Source organism: Aliikangiella litoralis (genome assembly GCF_052495765.1).
On sequence record NZ_CP199292.1, the window covers coordinates 4,950,479 to 4,974,066 of the forward strand.

At 36.5% G+C, this 23,588-nt stretch carries 18 protein-coding genes; 5 read left to right on the forward strand and 13 right to left on the reverse strand.

Annotated elements, in window-relative coordinates; translation table 11 throughout:
- Window positions 1-3 precede the first annotated feature (3 nt).
- The 3 genes from ACT5E3_RS20600 to glnE all read right to left on the reverse strand — a co-directional run bounded on the left by ACT5E3_RS20600 (window position 4) and on the right by glnE (window position 4,807).
- Window positions 4-1,227 (reverse strand): efflux RND transporter periplasmic adaptor subunit, encoded by a 1,224-nt coding sequence (locus tag ACT5E3_RS20600; RefSeq protein WP_444995444.1) that lies wholly within the window; start codon window positions 1,225-1,227, stop codon window positions 4-6.
- Window positions 1,228-1,507: 280 nt separating this feature from the next.
- Window positions 1,508-1,699 (reverse strand): zinc-finger domain-containing protein, encoded by a 192-nt coding sequence (locus ACT5E3_RS20605; RefSeq protein WP_444995445.1) that lies wholly within the window; start codon window positions 1,697-1,699, stop codon window positions 1,508-1,510.
- A 270-nt stretch (window positions 1,700-1,969) separates the two neighbouring features.
- Complete coding sequence (glnE, locus tag ACT5E3_RS20610) at window positions 1,970-4,807, reverse strand: bifunctional [glutamate--ammonia ligase]-adenylyl-L-tyrosine phosphorylase/[glutamate--ammonia-ligase] adenylyltransferase (protein WP_444995446.1); 2,838 nt, start codon at window positions 4,805-4,807, stop codon at window positions 1,970-1,972.
- A gap of 132 nt (window positions 4,808-4,939) precedes the next feature.
- Here glnE and ACT5E3_RS20615 point away from each other — a divergent pair, with 132 nt between their 5' ends.
- Window positions 4,940-5,161, forward strand: a complete 222-nt coding sequence (locus tag ACT5E3_RS20615) for a hypothetical protein (RefSeq protein ID WP_444995447.1) — start codon at window positions 4,940-4,942, stop codon at window positions 5,159-5,161.
- A 60-nt stretch (window positions 5,162-5,221) separates the two neighbouring features.
- On the opposite strand, the gene ACT5E3_RS20620 is transcribed toward ACT5E3_RS20615, so the two are convergent.
- The 4 genes from ACT5E3_RS20620 to ACT5E3_RS20635 all read right to left on the reverse strand — a co-directional run bounded on the left by ACT5E3_RS20620 (window position 5,222) and on the right by ACT5E3_RS20635 (window position 11,006).
- Window positions 5,222-6,319 (reverse strand): metallophosphoesterase, encoded by a 1,098-nt coding sequence (locus ACT5E3_RS20620; RefSeq protein ID WP_444995448.1) that lies wholly within the window; start codon window positions 6,317-6,319, stop codon window positions 5,222-5,224.
- 184 nt (window positions 6,320-6,503) lie between these two features.
- Complete coding sequence (locus ACT5E3_RS20625) at window positions 6,504-8,759, reverse strand: putative bifunctional diguanylate cyclase/phosphodiesterase (protein ID WP_444995449.1); 2,256 nt, start codon at window positions 8,757-8,759, stop codon at window positions 6,504-6,506.
- Between the two features lie 162 nt (window positions 8,760-8,921).
- Entirely contained in the window at window positions 8,922-10,373 is a 1,452-nt protein-coding gene (locus ACT5E3_RS20630; RefSeq protein WP_444995450.1) for an NOL1/NOP2/sun family putative RNA methylase, read from the reverse strand.
- A 60-nt stretch (window positions 10,374-10,433) separates the two neighbouring features.
- Complete coding sequence (locus ACT5E3_RS20635; protein WP_444995451.1) at window positions 10,434-11,006, reverse strand: TIGR04211 family SH3 domain-containing protein; 573 nt, start codon at window positions 11,004-11,006, stop codon at window positions 10,434-10,436.
- A gap of 239 nt (window positions 11,007-11,245) precedes the next feature.
- Here ACT5E3_RS20635 and ACT5E3_RS20640 point away from each other — a divergent pair, with 239 nt between their 5' ends.
- Genes ACT5E3_RS20640 through ACT5E3_RS20650 form a run of 3 tightly spaced genes read left to right on the forward strand, consistent with a single transcriptional unit; the run spans window position 11,246 to window position 14,309 of the window.
- Window positions 11,246-12,754 carry a CYTH and CHAD domain-containing protein gene (locus tag ACT5E3_RS20640; RefSeq protein WP_444995452.1) on the forward strand — a complete coding sequence of 503 codons (1,509 nt, stop codon included), beginning with the start codon at window positions 11,246-11,248 and terminating at the stop codon, window positions 12,752-12,754.
- Window positions 12,755-12,778: 24 nt separating this feature from the next.
- Window positions 12,779-13,336 (forward strand): RNA 2',3'-cyclic phosphodiesterase, encoded by a 558-nt coding sequence (gene thpR / locus ACT5E3_RS20645; protein ID WP_444995453.1) that lies wholly within the window; start codon window positions 12,779-12,781, stop codon window positions 13,334-13,336.
- Window positions 13,329-14,309 (forward strand): M20/M25/M40 family metallo-hydrolase, encoded by a 981-nt coding sequence (locus ACT5E3_RS20650; RefSeq protein ID WP_444995454.1) that lies wholly within the window; start codon window positions 13,329-13,331, stop codon window positions 14,307-14,309. The genes thpR and ACT5E3_RS20650 overlap by 8 nt, the downstream gene beginning before the upstream one ends.
- Here the strand turns inward: ACT5E3_RS20650 and ACT5E3_RS20655 are convergent.
- The 6 genes from ACT5E3_RS20655 to ACT5E3_RS20680 form a co-directional block, all read right to left on the reverse strand.
- On the reverse strand, window positions 14,299-14,853 hold the full coding sequence (locus ACT5E3_RS20655) for a dihydrofolate reductase family protein (protein ID WP_444995455.1): 555 nt from the start codon (window positions 14,851-14,853) through the stop codon (window positions 14,299-14,301). The genes ACT5E3_RS20650 and ACT5E3_RS20655 overlap by 11 nt on opposite strands.
- A 152-nt stretch (window positions 14,854-15,005) precedes the next feature.
- Window positions 15,006-15,701, reverse strand: coding sequence for a hypothetical protein (locus tag ACT5E3_RS20660; protein WP_444995456.1), 696 nt, complete (start codon window positions 15,699-15,701; stop codon window positions 15,006-15,008).
- A 75-nt stretch (window positions 15,702-15,776) separates the two neighbouring features.
- The gene (locus ACT5E3_RS20665) at window positions 15,777-17,594 is read right to left on the reverse strand and encodes an alkaline phosphatase (RefSeq protein ID WP_444995457.1); all 1,818 of its coding nucleotides are present in this window, start codon (window positions 17,592-17,594) and stop codon (window positions 15,777-15,779) included.
- Window positions 17,595-17,610: 16 nt separating this feature from the next.
- Window positions 17,611-19,194, reverse strand: coding sequence for an alkaline phosphatase (locus tag ACT5E3_RS20670; protein ID WP_444995458.1), 1,584 nt, complete (start codon window positions 19,192-19,194; stop codon window positions 17,611-17,613).
- A gap of 135 nt (window positions 19,195-19,329) precedes the next feature.
- Window positions 19,330-20,037 carry a phytanoyl-CoA dioxygenase family protein gene (locus ACT5E3_RS20675; RefSeq protein ID WP_444995459.1) on the reverse strand — a complete coding sequence of 236 codons (708 nt, stop codon included), beginning with the start codon at window positions 20,035-20,037 and terminating at the stop codon, window positions 19,330-19,332.
- Between the two features lie 54 nt (window positions 20,038-20,091).
- Entirely contained in the window at window positions 20,092-20,508 is a 417-nt protein-coding gene (locus tag ACT5E3_RS20680; protein WP_444995460.1) for a gamma-glutamylcyclotransferase family protein, read from the reverse strand.
- 242 nt (window positions 20,509-20,750) lie between these two features.
- Here ACT5E3_RS20680 and ACT5E3_RS20685 point away from each other — a divergent pair, with 242 nt between their 5' ends.
- Window positions 20,751-23,588, forward strand: coding sequence for a prolyl oligopeptidase family serine peptidase (locus tag ACT5E3_RS20685; RefSeq protein ID WP_444995461.1), 2,838 nt, complete (start codon window positions 20,751-20,753; stop codon window positions 23,586-23,588).

Here is a 23,588-nt window from a genome sequence, read left to right on the forward strand (position 1 = left end):
ACGCTATTGGTTCTTTTGAGCGTATGACTCTTTCTTTTCTTCGGGGGAATTCACTTTTTCAGGTTCTGTTTCACCAGAAATTCTTAAACTCATACCTTGTACAGGTGACTCGATTGAAGTCATTACAATTCTGTCACCCTGTTGTAAACCGCTTCTTACATATACATCATTAGCTTGTGATCGAACAACTTCCAACCGACGTTTATATAGCTTATTATCTTTATCACTGACTAGAACATTATTGAGATCTTTAAATGCTTCACGAGGAATTTTAACGAGATTATCTTCTTTTTTACCTTGAATGATAGCGGTCACAAATGAGCCTATTTTTAACGGTGGTGCCTGATTATTCTCATTGAGTACCGCATAAGGGTCGGCTACTCTAACCACCACATAGTGGACTCGACTTTGTGCATCCACGACCCCTTCCATACGAACAAGTTTGCCTTTCCATAATCGTTTTTCACCCGCATAATTTGCCGTCAAAACAACCTTAGACTCTATGTTATTATTTTTCCAATCAGGCACTTCAATAAAGGCTAAATCCTGATCAGTCAGCGGTAGCCTGACCTCAGCATAATCAATTGCAAAGGTACTACCAAGCTGTGTGCCCGTTGCAACAAATTGTCCGACATCAGCCGACTTAACTTTGACCATGCCATCATAAGGAGCTCTTATAACAGTACGAGCTAACTTTTGTTCTGCTTTTTTTAGATCGGCTTCAGCTGATAACACATTGGCCTTCGCCTCTAATAAAAAAGGCTCTCTCAATGCAATAATAGGTGCATTTTCTCTAGAACGGCCAGTTAAGTCCCACTCTTTTTTAGCTTGTTCTGCTTTGGCTTTTTCTTGGGCATGTTTTGCACGTTCACTCGCTAGTCTGGCTTTTGCTTGCTCAACACCCACTTCATAATCCGTTGCTTCTATTTGTAGTAAAATTTCTCCTTGACGAAAAAATCCACCCACTACAAATTTATCAGATACCTGCTGAATGACACCTGACACTTCCGAAACTAAGGTTGTTTCAGTTCTTGGCATAACAACACCATGCGCTTCAACTTCAAAGGTAGTAGGCTTAGCCTCAGGAGAAATGACCTCAACCAAAGGAAAAACATCTTTTACAGGTTTTTTCGGGGGTTCTGGTTTATTAGCAACCATCACTGCTATTATTAAAATACCAACTAAAACAATAGTAATTCCAATGAATGCGGACTTTTTTAAACTCATGTTGGCCTCAATAAAAATGGCTAATAATGTGACGAACTTTATGCTTATTTAAAGCAAGTAAAGGTTGCTGTCTGCTGTGCTGCTGTGCTGCTGTGCTGCTGTGCTGCTGTGCTGCTGGAATATTGTGCCTCAAAACCTAACAACTAACATCTGTAAAAGTGTAAATAATATTAACGAGATAATATCTGACTGAGAGAAACCCCGATTTGCTCTCAAAATCAATCGCCAGCAATCAACCGAGCATGCAGATGATAAACTGTTAAATATAAAAGAGGTCTATTTAAAGACTATGTGATTCAATCTCAAAATGATTTCCACAATATGGGCAATCATCGCCTGCTGCATTCTTTAGATCGAGATAAACTCTAGGGTGTAAGTTCCAGTGTTCTTGGTCTTTAGGAGGACAACAAGCAGGTAATGCATCTTTGCTAACTTTGATAACTTGTTTATGAGTCTTTTGGTTAGTATCCATTGCGTTAATGCCTTTGAAAAATGTTTTTCTATCTAGGGCAGGTTGCCGCTAAAATTTTATTACAAATTCTATTTTACCTTAAAATAGAATCTATACCAGTCCTGACACAAACCTTTTTAAAAAAACTGATTTCTAACAATATGAACGACTTTACTCTCTATTTTTAACTCAGAAAGTTAAAATACAAACTTTACTTTTAATATCTCAAATTTTTATTGATAGAAAAATCACTGGTTAGTAGCCAATTTAAAAAGAACCGTTATATAAAATTTATTCAGACAAGTATTTTTTCCAGATTTGGCTCACTTGCTCACGTTCTTTCTTGAACTCGCTTTGATCTACTAAACTTAAGCTACTCAATAAAGCAAGCTCATTCATTCTATTTCGAAACAAGCGGTAACACTTTATAAGAGTGCTTCCTTCTTGAACCAGTAAGATTTTTTCTTGTTGAGCAAGCTTTAAGCAATCAACCATATTACTGGGCACAGTTTTATCACCAATGTAAGCTAAAGCAAAATACTGCGCTAAAAACTCAATATCCACTAAACCTCCTGCTACTTGTTTCAAATCAATTAGCTTACTTTGTTTGGTTTCTAATTGTTGCCTCATTTTAGCTCTCATACTTATCACATCATGTTTAAGCTTTTCAGTATCACGAGGTAATTTCATTACTTTCTGCCTAATTTCATCATACTCAGCTTGCACAGCAGGATCTCCAGCAACAAACCGGGCTCTAACAAGTGCTTGATGCTCCCAGGTCCAGGCTGATTCCATTTGATAATCACGATAAGCATCAATATGGCCCACTAATAAACCTGAACTACCTGATGGTCTAAGTCGCATATCGACTTCATATAACAGCCCTAGGTTGGTTCTAGTTGAAAGAAAGTGAATCAACTTTTGAGCGAAACGAGTATAAAATCGGCTATTGTTCAAAGCTCGCGGTCCGTTGGTGGACTCATCTACCGATTGATTAAACAAAAAGACTAAATCTAGATCAGAACCAAAGCCCAATTCAGCCCCTCCTAATTTTCCATAACCAATAACAGCAAAGCCTAGTTGTTCTGAGAACTCTAATGACTCAGGAACACCATATTTTTTCTTTAATAAATTCCAACAAATTTTAACTGCAGCTTGTAACACAACTTCTGCTATTTGAGTCAGGTAACGACTCACCTGCGATATGCTAAGACGCTCGGCCAACAAAGCAGCGGCAACTCTCAACTCATTAATTTGCTTAAATGATCTAACTGTATCTAGCAATTCCTCTTCATCATTTTCATCTACTCTAAGTAAAATTTGTTGTAACTCTGAACTCAAATCAGCCTTTTGTAATGGCTCATATAAACTACTTGGGTAAAGCAGCTCATCAAATAAAATAGGATATGCCGATATTCGTTTAACAACCCACTCACTTCGACCAGCTAAATCAACTAAATGCTGTAAAATAGGTGGGTTTTCGCTCAACAATTCTAAATAAGCGGTTCTTTTTAACACCGCATGTAAAACAGTTAATAGTCTGGAAAGTGTTAACTCAGGTAAGTCGGCGGATAAGCAGGCGGCAAGCAAAGCAGGAAAAAAAGTTTTTAATCTTTTAGCCCCGCGCGAAGATAGTCCAATCACGGCAGAGTCAGATAGAAACTGTGCGATTAAATGAACAAATGACTGGGCAACTTCAAGCGATAATGGCTCTTTTCGGTCTTTGTCTGTTTTTTCCAGTAATTGCTCTGGTTCAATATGTCCTTCAGCTAATGATTGATAAAAATCATCTTGAGTTAAGGCTTGAGATCGCTGTTCACCCAATAGGTCGTTAAAGTGTTGATTAACATCCTTCTGGTATTTGTCCAAGGTTTCCTTCAATGATAACCAGCTACTAAATTTCAATGCTTTGCATAGGCTATTTTGATCAGATAACTCTTGAGGGAGCTGTTGAGTTTGTTTTTCAGCTAACTCTTGAATACAGTGTTCTAACCTGCGTAAGAACCGATAAGCAGAATGTAGGCTGTCTGCTGTTTCTTTGGGTAATAATTGGCTCTCAACAAGAAAAGGCAGGACTTTTAGCGTATTTTTTTCTTGTAACCTTTTATCTCTTCCTCCTTGAATCAGTTGCAATGACTGCACAATAAATTCAACTTCTCTAATACCGCCAGCACCGAGTTTAATATTATCCTTAAGTCCTTTGCGCCTGACTTCTCGCTGTATCATTTCTTTCATTGTTCGAATTGATTCAATAACACCATAATCGATGTAACGTCGAAAAGAAAAAGAACGGATAATATCATTCAACACTTGCTGGTCTTCGTGACCGCCAGTCAACACTCTTGCTCTAATCATAGCGAAGCGTTCCCAGCCTCGCCCCTGCTCCTGGTAATATTCCTCAGCTTGAGCTAAAGACATTGCTAATGCTCCTGAATCACCATAAGGTCTTAACCTCATATCGACTCGAAAAACAAAACCACTTTCAGTTACTTCGTCTAACAGACGTATTAGCTGGGTACTTAATCTTCTAAAAAAACGTGAGTTTTCAATACGCTTTGGCCCATTTTGTGTTTCTCCTTCCGCAGGATAAAAAAAGATGAGGTCGATATCTGAAGAAAAATTTAACTCCATCCCTCCAAGCTTTCCCATACCAACGATTAAAAGATCTTGTGGGTGACCTTCACTATTTAAAGGAGCGCCAAAACGGGCTTGATGCTCTGAATAAGCCCACTGATAAGCCGCTTTGATTAAACAATCTGCTAAAATGGAAATACGTAAAGAACTTGACTCAATTGAAATTCGCCCCCCCAATTCTAACACGGCTATTGCTGCTGAATGAGCTTTGCGGAACAAACGTAAATCCCTCATTAGCTCAGCTTCATTATCACAACTTTTTACTATAAATTGAGCAAACTGCGCATCAATTGTTGACCCAACAATTTTGTCACTATTCGCAACATGCCAAGTAAGCATGTCACAAGCTAATTGAGTTTGAGAGTTAAAAACGCCCTCCACAAACCGGCTAATTGGGCTAATTTCTAAAACAAGCTGGAATAAATCTTCTGATAAAGACGTTTGCATATAAGTTTTAGCAGCTTGCCAGTTAGAATTGGGAAGATTGGAGTCCATTGTCTTTTATTCGTCTTTTTGAAAAATTAGGCCACTATAGTATAGTAAGCTCGTTTTTTAAAATAGAATCATACGCTGGTATTACAATCAGCTAAAATAAATCTTTTATGAAACTTTAAGGAGTTTATATTAATGCAATTATATCAAATGATTACCTTGATTGTGGTTACAGCGTTAGTGATTGGTCTACTTAAAGAGTGGCTAAAAAGCAAGCAAGTCTCACCTGTTGACCTAACACCGTTAGAGGCCCGACTGGATAAGCTTGAGTCATTACAACAAAGGGTCGAAATTCTTGAAGCCATCGTTACAGACAAAGGATATGACTTAAAAAGTGAAATTAACAACCTTCGCTAATGTTAATACTGAGTCATATTCTGAATTATTTTCATTAGCGAAGACCTCAAGGTGTTTTCCTTATTTTCTCGGTGATATTATTGGAGTTTTCGTAGGAATTAACGGCACTTTAACGCCTTGCAGTGTTCCACGAAAAAGCTGTCCTTTTTGTATTAATAATACTTCACCATATTGACCAAGCTTCATACTGGCATCAATGGCTATAACTTTACCATCATAACGAGTTTCAATTCGTTTTTGAGATGTATGCCCTACCACAATATGTTGAACGCCAAAATGTTGTAATAAGCTATCAATATCCGCTTCATTTGCGCCATTTTTATAAAAATAGCCTCTATACCAGATAGGACCATTTGTTGTGTGAAGATAATTGGCAAGCTCACTTCTGGGCTTTTCTAATTCTGTTTTCACTAAGTTTTCAGTAAAAACTTGATTAATCCTGCTAAGGCTAAGTTTTTGCTCTACTAAATCAGGATGAAAACCGCCATGTGCAAATAACACATGATTAACTTTAACAAGAACAGGAAGACTTCTTAACCAGGCGCCGAGTACACTATTTGGGCTAAATAAAGTTTCAAAAGGCTTGTCTAATAACTTACCAACTTTTACATATTTAGGATTAAGATAGCGCAAATCTCCATTTAACACCATAACCTCATGATTACCTAATAATAAATGAACTTGACCACCAGCCTTGCGAGCCTGCTGCTCTAACTGGTAAATAAACCATAAAGTTTCAGTGACTTTTTCTCCACGATCGAAAATATCTCCAGTAATTACAAAATGTCCGTTTGCAAAACTCCATTCATTATTTTCATCTATTATTTTATTATTCCTTAATAATTCGATAAAGAGGTCAAATTGACCATGAATATCACTTACGGCAGCCACTTGGAAATTTCCTTGATAATTGAGTAAGTTTTTTTTGCTAGGTGTTTTACTTTGTAAAACCACCGATTGCTTACATTGTTCAACTTGCTGAGCTGTATGATAGTCAATTACTTTTGATAATTTTTTATCACTACAAATAGAAATAGCTTCTCGTTGGTTTTCACTCTCAAAAACATATGGTCCATCACTAACCGGCTTATCAAGATCGGATAAAGCAGTGCCAGATAGCAATAAAAAAATAAATAAAAAGTATCGTTTTCGAAGCATATAAAAGTCCAATTAAAGGTGAGCCTATACAAGTTCCTTTTGTATGATATCTATTCTTTTTATTCAATCTGGAATCAATCTGTTCTTTGTCTTTTTATATCGATTTAGTCTCTATTAGCCATATGAAGCACGTTAGACAAAAGAACCACAATAGCATTATGCCAATTAACCATATTTTAGTGAACTAATCATATGTTTTTTCATAATGAATGTAACGTTTTGAAAAATCACTGGCAACCAGTGGCTTAGAAAAGAAATAACCTTGTCCCTGCTCACACTTTAACTCGTTCAAAACTGCCAGTTCTTCTTTAGACTCAATGCCTTCAGCAATCACGGTTATATTTAGACTTTCAGAAAGCGCAATAATTGTTCTGACAATGGCTAAATTACTTTCATTTTGATGGATATTCATCACAAAAGAACGATCTATTTTTAACTTTGATAAAGGTAGTTTATTTAAATAAGACAAAGAAGAGTAGCCTGTACCAAAATCATCAATAGCAATCGAAACACCTGCATTCTTTAAACTTTCCAACACTTCAATACATAGAGTTTTATCTTCTACCATGACTTCTTCTGTTATTTCAATTTCTAAGTAATGAGCCGCGAGATTATGCTCTTTTAAACAAGTGAGTACCATCGAAACAAAATTAGCTGACATCAGTTGACTTGGTGAAACATTAACCGCAACTTGCAGGTTGGCTTCACCGCATTTGACCCACTGACTCATTTGTTTTATGGCTTTATTTAATATCCACTCACCAAGCGCTAAAATAATACCGCTTTCTTCAGCAATAGGAATAAACTCAGCAGGGGAAATAAGCCCTTTCTCCGGATGTTGCCACCTGATTAGAGCTTCCATACCGACTAAGCTACCATCACTTAAACAAACTTTAGGCTGATACATTAGATAAAAGCTATTATCAAAATCGGCTTGTCGCAAGTCATTTTCTAAAAGAAACCAGTGTTGCTCTCTTCGAGCCAATTCATGACTAAAAAGATGAACTCGTTCTTTATGATTATTAGGAGCATCATTTAAAGCGGCACTGGCATTCTTGATGAGCATAGCGGCGCTATAGCCATGCTCAGGGAAAAAAGCACAGCCCGATTGAATATCAACAAAAAACTGTCCAAAATTCGTATCTAAAGGCTTTTCGGATGTCTCACTTAATAACTGTTCGACCATATTAACAGCTTTTTTTAAAGAAATTTTTCCTTTAGGTTGCGCCAATATCAACTCAAACTTAGCGCCAGTAAATCGAAAAAGCTGACACACAGAAAAATTTTTACTTAATTGTTCTACACATTTTCTTAACCTTGCTGCCACAGCGATAATTAACGCATCACTTACAGAGTAACCATGCGTTGTTGAAATTAACTGTATTCGCTTAACACCAAAAGAAAATAAGCAAAAAAGCTCTTGAGTGCTATTCACTATTTTAGTTAAATCAATTTCTAGCTTTTTAAGATTAGGTAATCCCGTTAGAAGATCATGATAGGCCAAAAATTCCAGCTCTTTTCTCGCGGCTTCTCTTTCAGATATATTTTCAACATAAACCATAAACTGATCGAGTTTAATAATTTTATGGATGGTTAGTTCAAGGAACTGTTGTTCTTGTTCAATATTAAATACAGAAAACTCTGTTTGTTCCTCTTGCATTTTTTCTACTTGTTGAAATACTTTTTTCGTTAGTAACTGTTTGTTCTCACCGATATAACTATTACGCCAAGCTGTATTCTCAAATTCATAGTCACCATTAAAATTAATACAAGCAACGGGATTAGGATTTTTTTCAACAAATAATGCTAACCTACGTTTTTCTTTAGCATGAACTTTAACCTTGCGAATATAGTAACCAACTAAAAGAGCAATCAATAAAATTAAAGCAGCAAAAACAGATACCCAAATTGACATTTGTGAGAGTTGTTTATTTGATTTTTTCTTAGAGTTTTCAATTTGCAGCTCAATAATTGCGGTTAAATTATCAAGGTAAGGTAATGCTTCTTGACCAAGTTTAGAAATGATCGCCAGTTCTTCTCTTGCCGCATCCCAATCAAGCTCATTTGTTGATAATGCATCTCTTAATAATATCGCATGTAAACTAATTTGTTGATAAAGCGTTTCTACACTTTGAATATCTGGGTGTTGATTAAAATAAATTTGTAAGTGTTTTATATTAAACTCAATTCTGTCTTCTGCTTTTAATAGTTGAAAGCTAACTTGTTTGTTGTCTGGTGTTGCATAAAACTCATATAAAGCTCGCTCATTTTCATTAATCCAATGTTTTAACGACGATATTTGGTTGAGTGTAGGTAATTGAACATTAGTCAGCCTCTGCCCTACGGAACTAATCGATTGGCCAGTATAAAAAACAATATATGAAACCCCACCACCAGTTAATAGAATAACTAGATAAATCGAAAGTATATTAATTTTCAATAAGCGAAGCTTCTGAATAAACAACTGCTATGTGCCATTAGCAAATAAATGTTATTAGTAAGTATAGACAGAGAGTTATCTTTTATTTGAGAATTGCTATCATATAGGATTTATTCGGTGTTTAAAGTGTCAAAAATGCTTAATTAACCGCAGATTAACTCGCTAGAACTTGAGATTATCTCTGACTAGTTCTCTGGGTAAACGATTTTTAATCTTACCTTTTTGATTCTGCCCAATACCAATAATATGCCCTTGATACTTCAATAAAACTTCGCCAGAGCGAATATCATTACAATCAGTTTCTATATTATTACCTTGAATAAACATTGAAGCTTGCTCAGAATTCAAGTCTAATTTTTGCTCTTTGGCTGCATTGCCTAAACAACTAGCCATTTGATGAGTCGATTTAACCTTATTAGGGTAAACTTGTGCCAGTTGAAACCCTGCTCGGTTAATTTTAATGTACTGATTAATAAATTCTATATTTTGTGGAAAAAGCCATATTTCGTTTTCTCTTTGTAACAGCTTATAGCCATCAGGTAATACGTTCAAACCGAAATGATTTTGATAATAATCTAAAACCTGTTGTTTAAGTTTTCGAACAACAGGATGAAATGGTGAAGCATAATGAACCACAGGTTGTTTATCATTAACAGTGCTTTGGGGTTTTCTAAATTTAGCAACAAAAAAACCTTCACTATCAAACAGGTGCGGTAAAACATGTAAGTATCCCTGAGGCGTTATCGCTTTTTCTGCACCTGTAAATAAGCCTTTTAACGAAAGAGTCTCAGCATTAGTTTCCGCAGTTAAAAAGTCCGCCACCTGATGATTCTCTTCTTTAGAAAGCGTACAAGTTGAGTAAATTAATACACCTCCAGGCTTTAACGCCTTATAAGCTGATAGAATCAATGATTTTTGTAATTGTGCCATCTCATTGATTTGGCTTAGCCGCCACTCACTAAGCGCATTAATATCTTTGCGAACGGTCCCTTCACCACCACACGGAGCATCTAACAGAACATAATCAAATTGTCCTGGCATAAAGTCACCTAATTGACAAGCATCTAAGTGAGATAGACTAACATTTAAGATACCACAACGAACCAGATTACTATGTAAACTCTTTAAGCGGCTGGCAGATAATTCATTAGCAAGAATAATCCCTTTATTTTCTAACATTGCAGCTATTTGCGTGGTCTTTGAACCAGGAGCTGCCGCCATATCAACCACTAAGGGCTCACTCTCAGTTAATGAATTAAGTAAAGCAATGGGCGGTAGCATCGAGCTCGCCTCTTGAATATAAAATAACCCTTGAATATGTTCGGGAGTGTTCCCCAGAGAAAGCTGACCTTCTGTATCAGCTAATTTCAACCAAAAGCCTTCTTTACACCAAGGGATCTCTTCCAATCCCCAACAATATCGATATGCAATTTGGCGAAATTCATCAATACTGCATTTTAAAGTATTAACTCTAACGCTTACTCTTAAAGGACTGCCACAAGCCAACCAAAAGTCATCTGTCGCTTGCTCAGGTAAAAAAGTATGTACATGCGCTAAATAGTCAGCGCTCACTTTAGCGCCAGATATAAGCTTTTTTATAGCCGATTCAAACATTACTTTATCTAAGGTTGCATCACTTTTGCATGGGAGTAATCAAATAGCTATTTCAACCTTTTAACTCCAACCATTGTTTCGATTACGTCCGCCGAGCTTGCTAAGCAGCCAGCCTAAAAACATACCACCAAGAACGACCACTGCACCGGCAAAAAAGTATTCACGGCTAAAACGTCGTTCGTAAGCCTGTTTTTCTTGACGAATAGCTTCATACTTTTGTTGTAATTTAGCCAACTCTTCTTGCAAAGATTGATTTGCTTTCTCTAACGGTTTTAATTCGATGATTTGCTTTTCTAATGAGTTAATTTTGTCGTCGTGGCTTTGTTTAAAATTGGCGAGTGTTCTACGAGTTTCAGCTAATAGACGTCCGGCGGTAGGTTTATCGCTGTAAAACTCAGGGCTTAACCATGAGACTCTACCTGACTCATCTCGAATCTGCATAAATTGAGTTTCTTCATTTTTTTGTAGAATTTCAAACTTAGTACCCGGCGTCAGCTTATACTTAACTTTGTAATCATTGGAAGGGCCTGTGCGTGTCCAAATCTTAGTCTGGTCATTAATATAACCTGTTTCAGCTAAAACAATATTGATTGTTCCAAATAGTAAAATTGCAAAAATTATTAAGTTTTTCATGATTTTAAGATCGCATAAAATTAATTATTAAAGGCTTTTAGCCCTCTAACCATCCAATAATAAACAAATTGAGATGTTTAGAGATTTGGACGCTATTGTACGGAATAGTTAAGCGCAATAAAACTAACCCAGATCACGTTTTACAAAATTGAAACTCACTATACTCTTTTCACGATGGATGACAAATGTCACAATGAGTGGTTAAATAGCATTATCTAAGCAATAACAGGTTACAACTTATGGCTAGCGAACTTGAGCTCAAGCTTGCCGCAACCCCAGAAAAACTCAGTGAAATCAGAGAGTTAAATTTCCCAGGGGCAGCATCACAAGGTGAATGGAAGACATCTCGGTTGGTTAATACCTATTTTGACACAGAAAACTTTAAGTTAAGTGAAGTGTCAATTGGTATGCGTATCAGAAAAACTGAAGATCGCTTAATTCAGACAGTAAAATCGTCAGGAAAAGCAATTGGCGGCCTTCATCAGCGTAATGAAGATGAAGTAGAGCTGGAAACCAATCGGCTTGACATTACGCAAATTACCGACCCCTATCTGCAAATATTGGTTGAAGAAGCCAACGAAGAAGATGGCGACTTTATTGCTTGTTTTACCACTAACTTTGATCGAACGACCTGTCTATTAGGCTTTTCCGATGGTACACAAATTGAGGTAGCGCTTGATATTGGAACTATCGAAAGTGGCGATGAGTCAATGCCTATTTGTGAGGTAGAATTAGAGCTGGTTGAAGGTAGTGCTGAGTATCTTTTTGCTATTGGTCGCTACCTGATTAAAGAGCTTGGGTTAACTCTATATAATGCCAGCAAAGCGCGCAGAGGCTATAGTTTATGTGAAAACTTGTCACCTGATCGCTATCGAATGCAAGTTGTTGAACTTAGCCAGGGGGTTGAAGCCGAACAGGCTTTTGAACAAATTTGCTATACAGGGCTGAAGCACTGGCAATATTATGAGTTATTTCTCAATAAGGCCAAAGCCCACTCAGCAGTACTAGAAATGTATCGGAGTTTGATTTATTTACATCACATGTACATGATATTTGGCGGCTTAATCCCTCGCCAAGCAACTCAAGATTTACGTAATAACTGGAACTGGCTTGCGGAAGCCATGCGTCCGATTGTTGATGCCGCTAAACATAAACGTTACCTCGGACGATATTTACAACAAAAAGCGGATTGGGATCTGGTAGAAGAACAGCAACAAAAAATTACTATTGCAGCAGAGCAGAGCATAGAAGAGTTTAAAGCCTTGTTAGCTACGCAACGGTATAACTTAATGATGCTCAATATGTCACAGTGGTTGTATTTTAAAGAGTGGCGAAATTTCATACCAGAAAAAGATAGAAACAACTTAAGTACACCTATTGTTGATTTTGCACGTAAACAGCTTGATCACATGTTAAAGGAGCTTAAGCGAGACTTGGGTCCTAAAGTTGATTTACAACCTCAAGATTATTATAAGCTGATTGCTAAAATCAGAAGAGCTTTAGATACCGGTTTATTTTTTGGTGGTTTATTTGACTCACAAAAAAGACAAGTTTACCGACAGCCTTGGATTGATATTATTGATGGTATTCGAGAACTACAAGTGAATGAATATATTTATGGTTTGCAACTCGAAAACCATCAAAAAGATGAAACAGAAGAGTGGCTTAATAAAAGAAATGAGCCGATACTAGAAGCAATCGAGCAAACCCGCAAAGCTGCTTTTAAATCTAACCCTTATTGGGTTTAATTAAGCCAAATAGAAACAATACCTATGAGTCAGTCTAAATATCGATTGTTTTTTGCTGTCGAACTTTCCTATGAAAGCAAAAAACAACTACTGGAAATTCAACAACGTATACCAAATGTTGTAGGCTCTCCAGTTGATGGACAAAACCTTCATATAACACTCAGCTTTATAGGTAATGTAAGCGAAAAAAACTTACAACAAATCATTGAAGGGATCAGACCAATTTCCGTTCAACCTTTTACGGTTTCACTGCATGATTTAATTTATTGGCCAAAACCGAAGGTGCTGGCTATTTCACTGAATGATCCTGAATTAAAACTGGTACAATGCAAAAAACAAATAGAAAAATATCTCACTGAAATTGATTTCTTTCAATTTGATAAACGTGAATATACTCCACATATTACACTATTTCGCCAAGTAGAAAGTGCTCCCAAAGAAAATTGCTTTTTTACTCATGAAATCCAAGTCAAACAAATTAGTTTAATGTCATCCAAACAAACTCAATCAGGTTTTCAATACGATCTGGTTGAATTTATTCCAATGCAAGCGCCCAGTGTTAAACAGCAATTACTTGGTTAATAAAATAAGTTATATGCACTGCTATACTTGGCGCATTTTAGTTATTCTCATATTTTCACCACTATTATTGAACTGTGCAACGAACATCGTCCCCTGTTCATCAACACCAACCCCAACAGGTTTGATCAACGCAGATATTCTACTCAATGATTTAAAAATTCTTTCAAGTGATGCGATGCAAGGAAGAAAAACAGGCACACATGGTGGCTTTAAAGCAAAACGATTTATCCAACAACGTTTCTCTGAAATTAAGCTCAACTTTTTTGAAGAAAGTTATCATCACCCTTTTACCTATGATTTCAATAATTTTCGTCAAGGTAATAACATTATTGGTTGGAAAAAAGGAAAACAAAAAGCTGAACAATATATTGTCATTACAGCTCATTACGATCATTTGGGTCAAAAAGGCAATATTATTTATAATGGTGCAGATGATAATGCTTCTGGCGTTGCTGCCATGCTGTCTCTGGCTGAATATTTAAAAAATAAAGAAACGCATCATTCAGTCATATTTGTTGCCACAGATGCAGAAGAACTTGGTCTGCATGGCGCTAAAGCTTTTATTAAAAATCCCCCTATTGCTCTTGAAAGAATTAAACTCAATATTAACCTTGATATGCTGGCTCAAAGCGGAAAACGTAAAAAATTATACATTGCAGGCACTAGAAATAACCCTCAGCTTAAAGCAATTGCAGATGCTACAGCTTACCGCTCAGATATCTGTCTAAAAACAGGGCACGATGGTCGGAGCAGAAATAAAGATTCATTCTTAAATGTAATCAATTGGAAAAAAGCGAGCGATCATGCCTTATTTTATAAAAGTGCTATTAATTATTTGTATTTTGGCGTCGATATACATCGGCATTATCACCAACCAAGTGACACTATAGAAACAATTAATCCAGCATTTTACACTTCTGCTGTTGAAGCAATCACTACTGCTTTTCTGTTAGTGGATGAGCTTAATTTTTAGTTCGTCGTTTAACCCTATATTGAGATTGAACAAAACCACTTGGAAAGTTATGAGAACTAACTAGCTCTAATTCGATATCATCACGTAAATCACCAAATAATGGAATTCCACGGCCAATCAATATGGGAACCTGAGTAATGGTGATTTCATCAATTAAATCAAATTTTAAAAAGGACTGAATAGTTAAGCCACCATCCACATAAACCTTACTCATCCTATAATGTTGTAACTCAACAGCGAGTAGCTCAACCGAACCACCAAAAACATCTATCTTATCAATAAAATCTGCGGGTGGTTCTTTTAAGGTTTTACTCAAAACCACAACTCTTTTACCTGCATAGGGCCACTCTGAAAATGAAGCCACTTTCTCAAATGAATTGCGCCCTAAAACAATACAGTCAACACTTCGTAGAAAAGTTTGATAACCATAATCCTCTGTATCGCCTTTAATAGCTGATTTTTCTAACCAATCTAGCTTTCCATTAGGACGAGCAATATATCCATCTAAACTACTAGCAATAAATACTGAGAAAGTAATATCCATAAGACAACTCACTTCTTTCGATCAACGTTTCGAACTTAGAGCCTTATCTTACTACAAAGTGGTGCAAAAACTAAAATGGCGTAATGCAAATAATTTCAATTCCTTCCACCAGAACACTTTTTCACATTGTTCTATCACTCAGCAATTTTCAACTAGTGAGATTCATGTTTTGTATGGTGTGATATAAAGCCTAAGTTGATCATCTTATTTAAAAAAGGATCAGATTCATGATCACCAATATCAACATAATCAGTTAGCACATAATTATCTCTATCAATAAAAGCCTGTTTTACAATAGCAGCATTGGTCATGATTTTATCTGCATGCCAAGTGATAATAGTATTTTTTTGAACAACTTTTAATTGCTGAGGAAGTTGATATGCTTCCAGCCATTGCAGGACAACATCATGTTTTGATGTGCTTGAATAATATGGTGTTACTTTTTGACAACCAGTACCTTTAGGACGACCAGAAATTAACTTTTGACGATAGGCGTTGCTAACAATATGATTTTTACTACTCCAATTACGCTCACCCTTGCCATGATTAATATCCATTGGTTGATACTCGATCCCCTTCTTATATTGATCAAAATATCGTGTGGGACGAATTTGTCCATTTGAAACTAAATTCCAAGCTTCAAAAAATTGCTTATCGGGATATTCATAGGCCACTTGATCTTTAAAACGCCAAAAGTTTAAGCTAGTTTTATTTAAAACTTTTTTCGACTCTAGAGATTGAGTAGTTATTGTATAACCTACTCCCATAACATCTTTATTAGAGGTACATTTTTTGGCATAAATAGGAAGGTGCACAAGACTTAATAATATTAAAATAGCTTTAATCATTTTTACTTTCCAAACTTCTCATTAAACAATATTGATTTTAAACAAGTGCTTCCCTGCACTCAGTTAAACAGCTTATTAATTAACTGCTTTATTCGCCTTTGCGATTAAATCGCCTGCAAAATCCATAATATGAAATATGACACTCTGTTCATTCGTACCGGAAACCAAGTGAGCGCCTGGACCACTTGCATAGATACCAACATCTTCACCAGCATGCGTTTCTGAACTTAATGGAACTAAGGTTTCTTGATGGAACCCTGAAGACTGTGTATTAACATTCGTTAAATCAACTCGTCCTGTTACCGGATCGGCATTGTAGACTTCATCAGCATCCGTCTCATTACCTAAATCTCGATAACCGCGACCATTGGTATAACCTAAAGTCGTATAGGGCATATCATCACTCGCTAATGCAGGTTCTGTATCACCAACCTGTACCACTTTACCCAAGATAGGATTGCCACGCTTTGGATAACCAGCAATCGTTAACACATGACTATGATCAGCTGTCACTATAATCAAGGTATTGTCTGGATCAGTCATTTCGTAGGCTTTTTTCACTGCCTTAGAAAACTCAATGGTATCAGTCAATGCATTGTAAGCACTGCCCGCATGATGACCGTGATCAATACGGCCCGATTCAACCATAAGGAAAAAACCTTTTTCGTTATTATCTAAAATTTGAATGGCTTTTTGAGTCATTTCTGTCAACGAAGGTTCACCAGCAATATCATTGGCTCGATCTGCTTCATATTGCATATGTGACTCATTAAATAACCCAAATACTCGTTCAGTAATCTCTGGATTAATTGCATCAAACCCTGTTTGATCAAAGACATAAACACCATTTGTGTAAGCTGCTTGCCACTCGGCGATTAAATCTCGGTTATCCGTTCTATCACCTTCAACGGCACTGACTGCATCTGGGCTATTATAAGCAGCATCTTTTGGCAAGAAATGACGACGTCCTCCTCCCATAACCACTTCGATCCCATCAACATTTAATCCTGCATATTTTGCTTCTAAGTTAGTTTCAAAGTTGACTAATTGATCAGCTATATCTTTACAATTAGGATCTAACGCTGCTGGACTGATATCCGAAATATCTTCCCAATTTCTATCAGGTGACTTGGCATAGGTTGCAGCAGGTGTAGCGTGGGTAATTCTAGCGGTTGAAACCACTCCTGTTGATAATCCAGCAATTTCTGCCAACTCTAATGCTGTTACCAATCCATTTCCAGTCGTAGAGCTGCAATCTCCACGAGCAACATTTTCATTGATACCAATAACTCCAACATCAGTTTTAACACCAGACATCATTGCGGTCATTGTTCCCGCTGAATCTGGAGTTTGAGCATCAACATTATAAGTTTTAGCTAACCCAGCAAATGGGAACTGATCAAATGACAGGTTATTCTCTTCCCCCGACATGCCTTTATTTTGTCCGTCAAGAATTCGAGCAGCTGTAACCGTCGAAAGGCCCATACCATCACCAACAAATAGGATAATATTTTTGGCCTGACCACGCTCTTTAACAATTTTTTTCACTTGCTCTTCAACGCTTCCTAAACCACTTTCGGCATTGAGATACCAAGTATTATTTGTATTATTTAAAATATCATTATTCGATATTTCTGTAACCGTTGGCGCGCACACATATTCAGTACTAGAAACTTCCGTAGCTTCAAGTACATCATTACTATTCGCATCAAGCCCAGACTCAATCTGTACACCACCGTTACGGCATTCTTCATCACCAATCGCTAACTCGGTTTGTATAATTAAACTATTGGCGCCATTAGTTCCATTGGCTCCATTATCACCATCATCAGCACAACCGGCTATAGCACTAGTGACCGCAACAGCTATTAAAGAAGTAACAAACTTATTCATTTTAATCATCCTCTTATTATTCTTTAATCAGTCCAAGAGCCCGATTAATCACGTGAAATACCATACTTTGTTCAACAACGCCTTGAACTAACTGTGCACCAGGTCCTTTAGCATGCAAAGAAATATCTTCTCCTGCATGAGTTTCTGAACTGGTAGGTATTGCTGCTTCTTGGTGAAACCCAGAAGTGGTTGTATCAACACTGCTTAGATCGATACGTCCAGCAACCGGATCGGCGTCATAAACAGCATCTGCATCGGTTTCTGTCTCTAAGTTTCGATAACCGCGCCCATTGGTATAACCCAGAGTTGTGTAAGGTAGGTTATCGCTAGCTAAAGCAGGCTCTGTAGCACCAACTTGTACCACTTTGCCCAAAATAGGATTACCACGCTTGGGGTAACCAGCCATAGTGAATACATGGCTATGATCGGCTGTTACTAATATTAAGGTTTCATCTGGATTAGTATTATCGATCGCGGTTTGTACAGCTTTTGAGAATTCAATAGTATCTGTTAACGCATTGTAGGCACTACCTGCGTGATGACCATGATCGATACGTCCACTCTCAACCACCATAAAAAAACCTTTTTGGTTGTTATCTAAAACTTTAATGGCTTTTTCAGTCATTTGCGATAACGATGGCTCACCAGCAATATCATTAGCCCGATCTGCTTCATACTGCATATGCGACTCATTAAATAGAGCAAACACTCTTTTTGTTGACTCAGTATTAATCGCATCAAACCCTGTCTGGTCAAAAACATAAACACCATTTTGATATTGCTCTTTCCATTCAGCGGTTAAATCTCGGTTATCCGTTCTATCACCTTCAACACTACTCACAGCATCGGTGCTATTAAAAGCAGCATCTTTAGGCAAAAAGTGACGACGACCCCCTCCCATTACAACCTCTATTCCATCAACATCAACGCCAAGGAAACGCTCTTCGAGATTTGCTTCAAAATTAATCAGTTGATCAGCTATATCTTTACAACCAGAATCAACAGCCGCTTGTGGCATATCAGAAATATCTTCCCAATTTCGTTCGGCTGACTTGGCATAAGTCGCTGCTGGGGTAGCATGGGTTATTCGAGCTGTAGAAATAATGCCTGTTGAAAGGCCGCGAATTTCTGCTAACTCTAATGCGGTTGTAACCTGATTGCCACTAACAGATGCACAATTACGTCTTGTGACATTTTCATTAATACCAATAACACCCACATCAGTTTTTAAACCCGACATCATAGCCGTCATTGTTCCAGCCGAATCGGGTGTTTGAGCATCAACGTTATAAGTTTTAACGAGTGCTGTGTAGGGAAAAGTTTCGAAGCTTAGGAAGTTTTCTTCACCTAAATTTCCAGCCATTTGACCTTCTAAAATGCGAGCGGCTGTCAATGTAGAAACGCCCATGCCATCGCCAACAAACAGAATAACATTTTTAGCTCGGCTAGTTGCTACTGTCGAAAGTTTATTGCTCATTAAAGCTTGCGCATCAGTAAACCACTGGCTTTGTGATTGATGCTCTGGTAACACCGCAGCATTAGCACTAGTCGCTACTGCCAATGTCATAAAACTCGACATAAGTGTCGACATAAGTTTCATGAGTTCTCTCCCCCATAATTAACGTAATTATTTTATAAGTAATCAGTTATTCTCAGGTCATTATTTCAATTTGAGAATATGAGAGAGCGTAGCAACAGTATGTTGCGTTAATGTGGCAGTTAAATGACAAAATAATTACTCGCTAATCTCCGGGCTGCTCATTGAGTTAGCAGGCATTGGCTCCCAAAAAATCCCATCGGGTAACGGATAACTGGAAAACTCAATATGAAGCACCCTACGACGACAATTATTAATTGCTTTACAAGAAGAATGGACAATTAAGGGGCTCATTACCAACAGACCTCCTCTTGTTAATTCAATATCAATTGGAGTACATTGCTCTACCCATTGATAAATTTTGCTTTTAGATAATATTCCTAGTTGATGAGTCTTGGGAATTAGTCGAAGGCATCCATTTTTGTCATTAGTATCATCTAAATGGATCCTTAATGTGAGCATATTCTCAAGAACAGTCAAAGGCGGTTGAACATGATAAATGCCTTCTTTAATACTCCAGGGGCCCCATGTTTCGTCAGCAATCTGTTGAGATAAAGTAACCGTTTTATCCTGATGCCAACCAACTGACCAATTATTAGCCTGAGTTTTATCGAATAAAATAACTCTTACTAAAGACGGTTTAGCTTTAAGATAGCTCGCAGCACAATATAATAATTCAGTGCTATTAATGAATGACGCTATTGATGAAAATTTTTTTTCCGCTTGCCTTATTCCTCCTTTACTTTTAGTTAAGCCAATATCGGCTAATTCTTTGTCTAAAGAATTTAACCACTCTTTAGATAAAAAGTTCTCTTTAATATCATAACCATTATTCTGGTAAAACATAATGATAAAAATATTCCTATCGATAGCCTAAATAAAAAAACCTGTGATTACCGATTAGCCTCTGATTGCACGGATAGGAAAGTTTAAACTTTTAAACAACACTTTTAATTGATTCGCATAATCTTGATTAAATGGTTCGTTATCCGCAACTTCAAACAAATTGTAGGTTAATGCAGGAATTTTAGCCCCATTTTCTAGAACAACTATCAATGCTTCTGGACGATAGCACGCTAGCCCAGGTTGAGTATAAAGCTTGTCAATTTCATCATAAGTTAATGAATAAACTATACCAAATGCTTTTTCATTTTCAGCAGGAGTTAGTGCTGCACGCCGCCCAATAGATAACACATAATCTTCTACATAAGCCTTACGCGGATTCATTGCCATAATCTGTTCTTTTTCTAATAAAGCTTTATCCATAAAAAGCCCATAGAAAAACACATCGATTCTTTTTACATTATTATTGCTCATTGATTCACTCCTTCATCATTCTACATTATCTATAATGCCTGTCTGTTTATCGGCTCCAAGCTTACTTTTGATAAAAAACGGTAATATGTATAAAAAAAGCTAGACATATTATTTAGTAACATTTAGTTTAGAAAACCATAAAATTAAGACGTAGGCACCTATTGGTATCTCACTTCAACTCAATGTACCCTATTACCAATCTAAACACAGTATTATAATAATTAAAACTATTGGATAAAAATATGAATTACCACACTATTATCTCTCGAATAGTATCGACCTTTTTATTGATATCACTCTATTCTCCAACCACTACTTTTGCTCAAGATAGCATTTCAAATAACAAAAAAAACTTGCAACTGACTGATATTATGAAGTTTCGTGAAATCAAAAAGGTTCAGTTGAGTGATGATGGAAAATGGCTGGCTTTTGAAGCTCGCCCAGATAGAGGAGATTCAATAGGCTACTTAAAGTCTACCGATGGTTCTAAAACTTACAAAATACCACAAGGTTCTTCACCACAATTTAGCCCAAATAATCTGTACGCTGCATTTACTATTTCGCCATCATTGTTAAAACGTGAAAACGCTAGCAGAAAAGAAAAAAAAGCGCTGAAAAAAGGCTTGCAAATCATCTCACTCAAAACAGGAACGCGATATGATTACAAAAATGTAAAAAGCTACCGCTTTTCGCCAAGCAGTCACTTTATTGCACTCCAGTTTGAGAAATCAGAAGAAGATAAAAATAGTAAACCGTTAAATAGTAATAGAGAAAAAGATAAACCGAATAAGAACAGTAGTAAGAAGAAACTTTATAACAGCAAGCAGCTCGGTTTAGCGGTTTCATTAATAAACCTCAAAAACAATAAAGTCACTAAATTATCAGACATCAACCAATATGAGTTCTCAAATACTGATGATTGGCTAGTATATTCAACCTCGAGTCAAAATGGAGAAAAGAATGGGCTTTTTGCTTTAGAACTCAATACTCAAAAAACAACAGTAATTATAAAGAACGAGGCACTAAGCCTTTCTCAAATGAAATGGAACAAAAAAAACTCTACTCTGGCATTTATCATAGGTAACTATCATGAAAAAGCCAATCGACGTTCACATAACATATATACTTGGTCTCCCAAAAGAAAACTGAAAGAATTAAAATTAAATAAAAACTATACAATCAACCAATATAGCCAAATAACCTGGAGTGATAATAGTCAACACTTATATTTTGGAGCCTCTCTTATAAAGCCTTTTGTTGAAAAAAACGAGAATCAATTTAACACCGAGAAAGAGCTTTATGATATTGAAAAAATCCTTTCTAAAAAGAGTCTCCAACTATGGCATGGCAAAGATTTAGAAATTAAAAGCAGAGCAAAAGTATCTTATACGAATAAGAAAAAAGAACAAATTCTGATTCATTACAATACAAAAAGTAAAAAACTGGTAACTTTAGGCACAAAAAATTTACATGACTTTAAAATTTCTAATAATCAACATGCCTTAATAGCAATTGATGACATCCCTTATAAACTTGAGCAAACGTGGCAAGAGCGCTATTTTGATGCTTACCATATTAATATTAATAATGGAAAAAAAACACTTATAGAAAAAGCATTAAAAAACAAACAAACAATAAAAGTTAGTCCCAATGGTCGTTATGTTACTTATTTCAAAAATAAACACCTATGGGTTTTCGACAACCAAAAGAACACTCGAAAAAACTTAACAAAAAACTTAGCAACTCATTTTTTTGATGAAGATAACGACTACCCCAGTACAGCCAGTGCTTATGGCGTTTTTTCTTGGCTAGATGGTTCTAACCAATTTATAGCATATGATAAGTTTGACATTTGGTTATTTAGCATAAAAAATAAAAAGCCGATAAATTTAACTCAGGGCTTCGGACGAGAACTCAACCGACAATTAAGGGTTGTTAAAACAGATAATACCGAAGAGCACCTTAACTCGAACCAACTTTTATTAGTCACTAGCTATAACACAGAGAATAAACAATTTGGTTTATTTAACCTTAATCTAAAAACGAAAAAACTCCATCGACGTATAGAAGGAAACAAAAGATATCGCTTTATATCGAAAGCAAAAAAATCAGATACCATTATTTATACTAGAGAAGACTTCAAAGAATTTCCAGATTTATGGGTTTCAAATTTGGCCTTAACCAAGACTAAAAAAATAACCGATATTAATCCTCAAATTAATCATTTTCATTGGGGAAAATCAGAATTAATTGAATGGAAAAACGGTGATGGTAAACGTAATCAAGGCGTGTTGATTAAACCGGCTAATTATGATCCAAACAAGCAATATCCTGTACTGGTTTATTACTATCGAATTTTTAGTAATCGGTTATTTTATTTTAATCAAATGCGAATAAACCACCGTCCAAATTTAGCTTATTATACATCTAATGGTTATGCGGTATTTTTACCTGACATACATTTTACAATAGGTACGCCAGGCCAATCGGCAGTTAAATCACTTGTGCCCGGAGTACAAAAGCTGATTGATATGGGAATAGCAGATCCTGACGCGATTGGTTTACATGGCCATAGTTGGAGTGGATACCAAACCGCTTTTGCAATTACTCAAACTGATATTTTTAAAGCCGCAGTTGCTGGTGCACCAGTTTCTAATATGACAAGTGCATACTCTGGTATTCGTTTGGGTAGTGGAAGAGCAAGACAGTTTCAATATGAAACAGGGCAAAGTCGCATAGGCGCTTCACTTTGGGAAAGCAGAGAGCTTTATATCGAAAACTCTCCCGTATTTTTTGCAGACAGAATCAATACCCCACTGCTGATCCAGTTTGGAGATAAAGACGACGCTGTACCTTGGCAACAAGGGATAGAACTTTATCTAGCTATGCGTCGATTAAATAAACCCGTTGTTATGCTGCAATATGAAAATGAACCACACCATCTTAAACAGTATTCAAATAAACTCGATTACTCAATAAAGATGAAATCTTTTTTCGATCACCACTTAAAAGGGGAGCAAGCACCAGACTGGATAAATACTGGTATTCCTTATACCCCTCATAGTACTCAAGAAAATTAA

Coding starts and splice junctions, on each gene's coding strand:
- thpR (WP_444995453.1), top strand. CDS start 12,779: ATGAGTCAGTCTAAATATCGATTGTTTTTTGCTGTCGAACTTTCCTAT.
- ACT5E3_RS20670 (WP_444995458.1), bottom strand. CDS start 19,194: ATGAAACTTATGTCGACACTTATGTCGAGTTTTATGACATTGGCAGTA.
- ACT5E3_RS20640 (WP_444995452.1), top strand. CDS start 11,246: ATGGCTAGCGAACTTGAGCTCAAGCTTGCCGCAACCCCAGAAAAACTC.
- ACT5E3_RS20605 (WP_444995445.1), bottom strand. CDS start 1,699: ATGGATACTAACCAAAAGACTCATAAACAAGTTATCAAAGTTAGCAAA.
- ACT5E3_RS20655 (WP_444995455.1), bottom strand. CDS start 14,853: ATGGATATTACTTTCTCAGTATTTATTGCTAGTAGTTTAGATGGATAT.
- ACT5E3_RS20685 (WP_444995461.1), top strand. CDS start 20,751: ATGAATTACCACACTATTATCTCTCGAATAGTATCGACCTTTTTATTG.
- ACT5E3_RS20615 (WP_444995447.1), top strand. CDS start 4,940: ATGCAATTATATCAAATGATTACCTTGATTGTGGTTACAGCGTTAGTG.
- ACT5E3_RS20630 (WP_444995450.1), bottom strand. CDS start 10,373: ATGTTTGAATCGGCTATAAAAAAGCTTATATCTGGCGCTAAAGTGAGC.
- ACT5E3_RS20680 (WP_444995460.1), bottom strand. CDS start 20,508: ATGAGCAATAATAATGTAAAAAGAATCGATGTGTTTTTCTATGGGCTT.
- ACT5E3_RS20660 (WP_444995456.1), bottom strand. CDS start 15,701: ATGATTAAAGCTATTTTAATATTATTAAGTCTTGTGCACCTTCCTATT.
- ACT5E3_RS20675 (WP_444995459.1), bottom strand. CDS start 20,037: ATGTTTTACCAGAATAATGGTTATGATATTAAAGAGAACTTTTTATCT.
- ACT5E3_RS20635 (WP_444995451.1), bottom strand. CDS start 11,006: ATGAAAAACTTAATAATTTTTGCAATTTTACTATTTGGAACAATCAAT.
- ACT5E3_RS20600 (WP_444995444.1), bottom strand. CDS start 1,227: ATGAGTTTAAAAAAGTCCGCATTCATTGGAATTACTATTGTTTTAGTT.
- glnE (WP_444995446.1), bottom strand. CDS start 4,807: ATGGACTCCAATCTTCCCAATTCTAACTGGCAAGCTGCTAAAACTTAT.
- ACT5E3_RS20620 (WP_444995448.1), bottom strand. CDS start 6,319: ATGCTTCGAAAACGATACTTTTTATTTATTTTTTTATTGCTATCTGGC.
- ACT5E3_RS20665 (WP_444995457.1), bottom strand. CDS start 17,594: ATGAATAAGTTTGTTACTTCTTTAATAGCTGTTGCGGTCACTAGTGCT.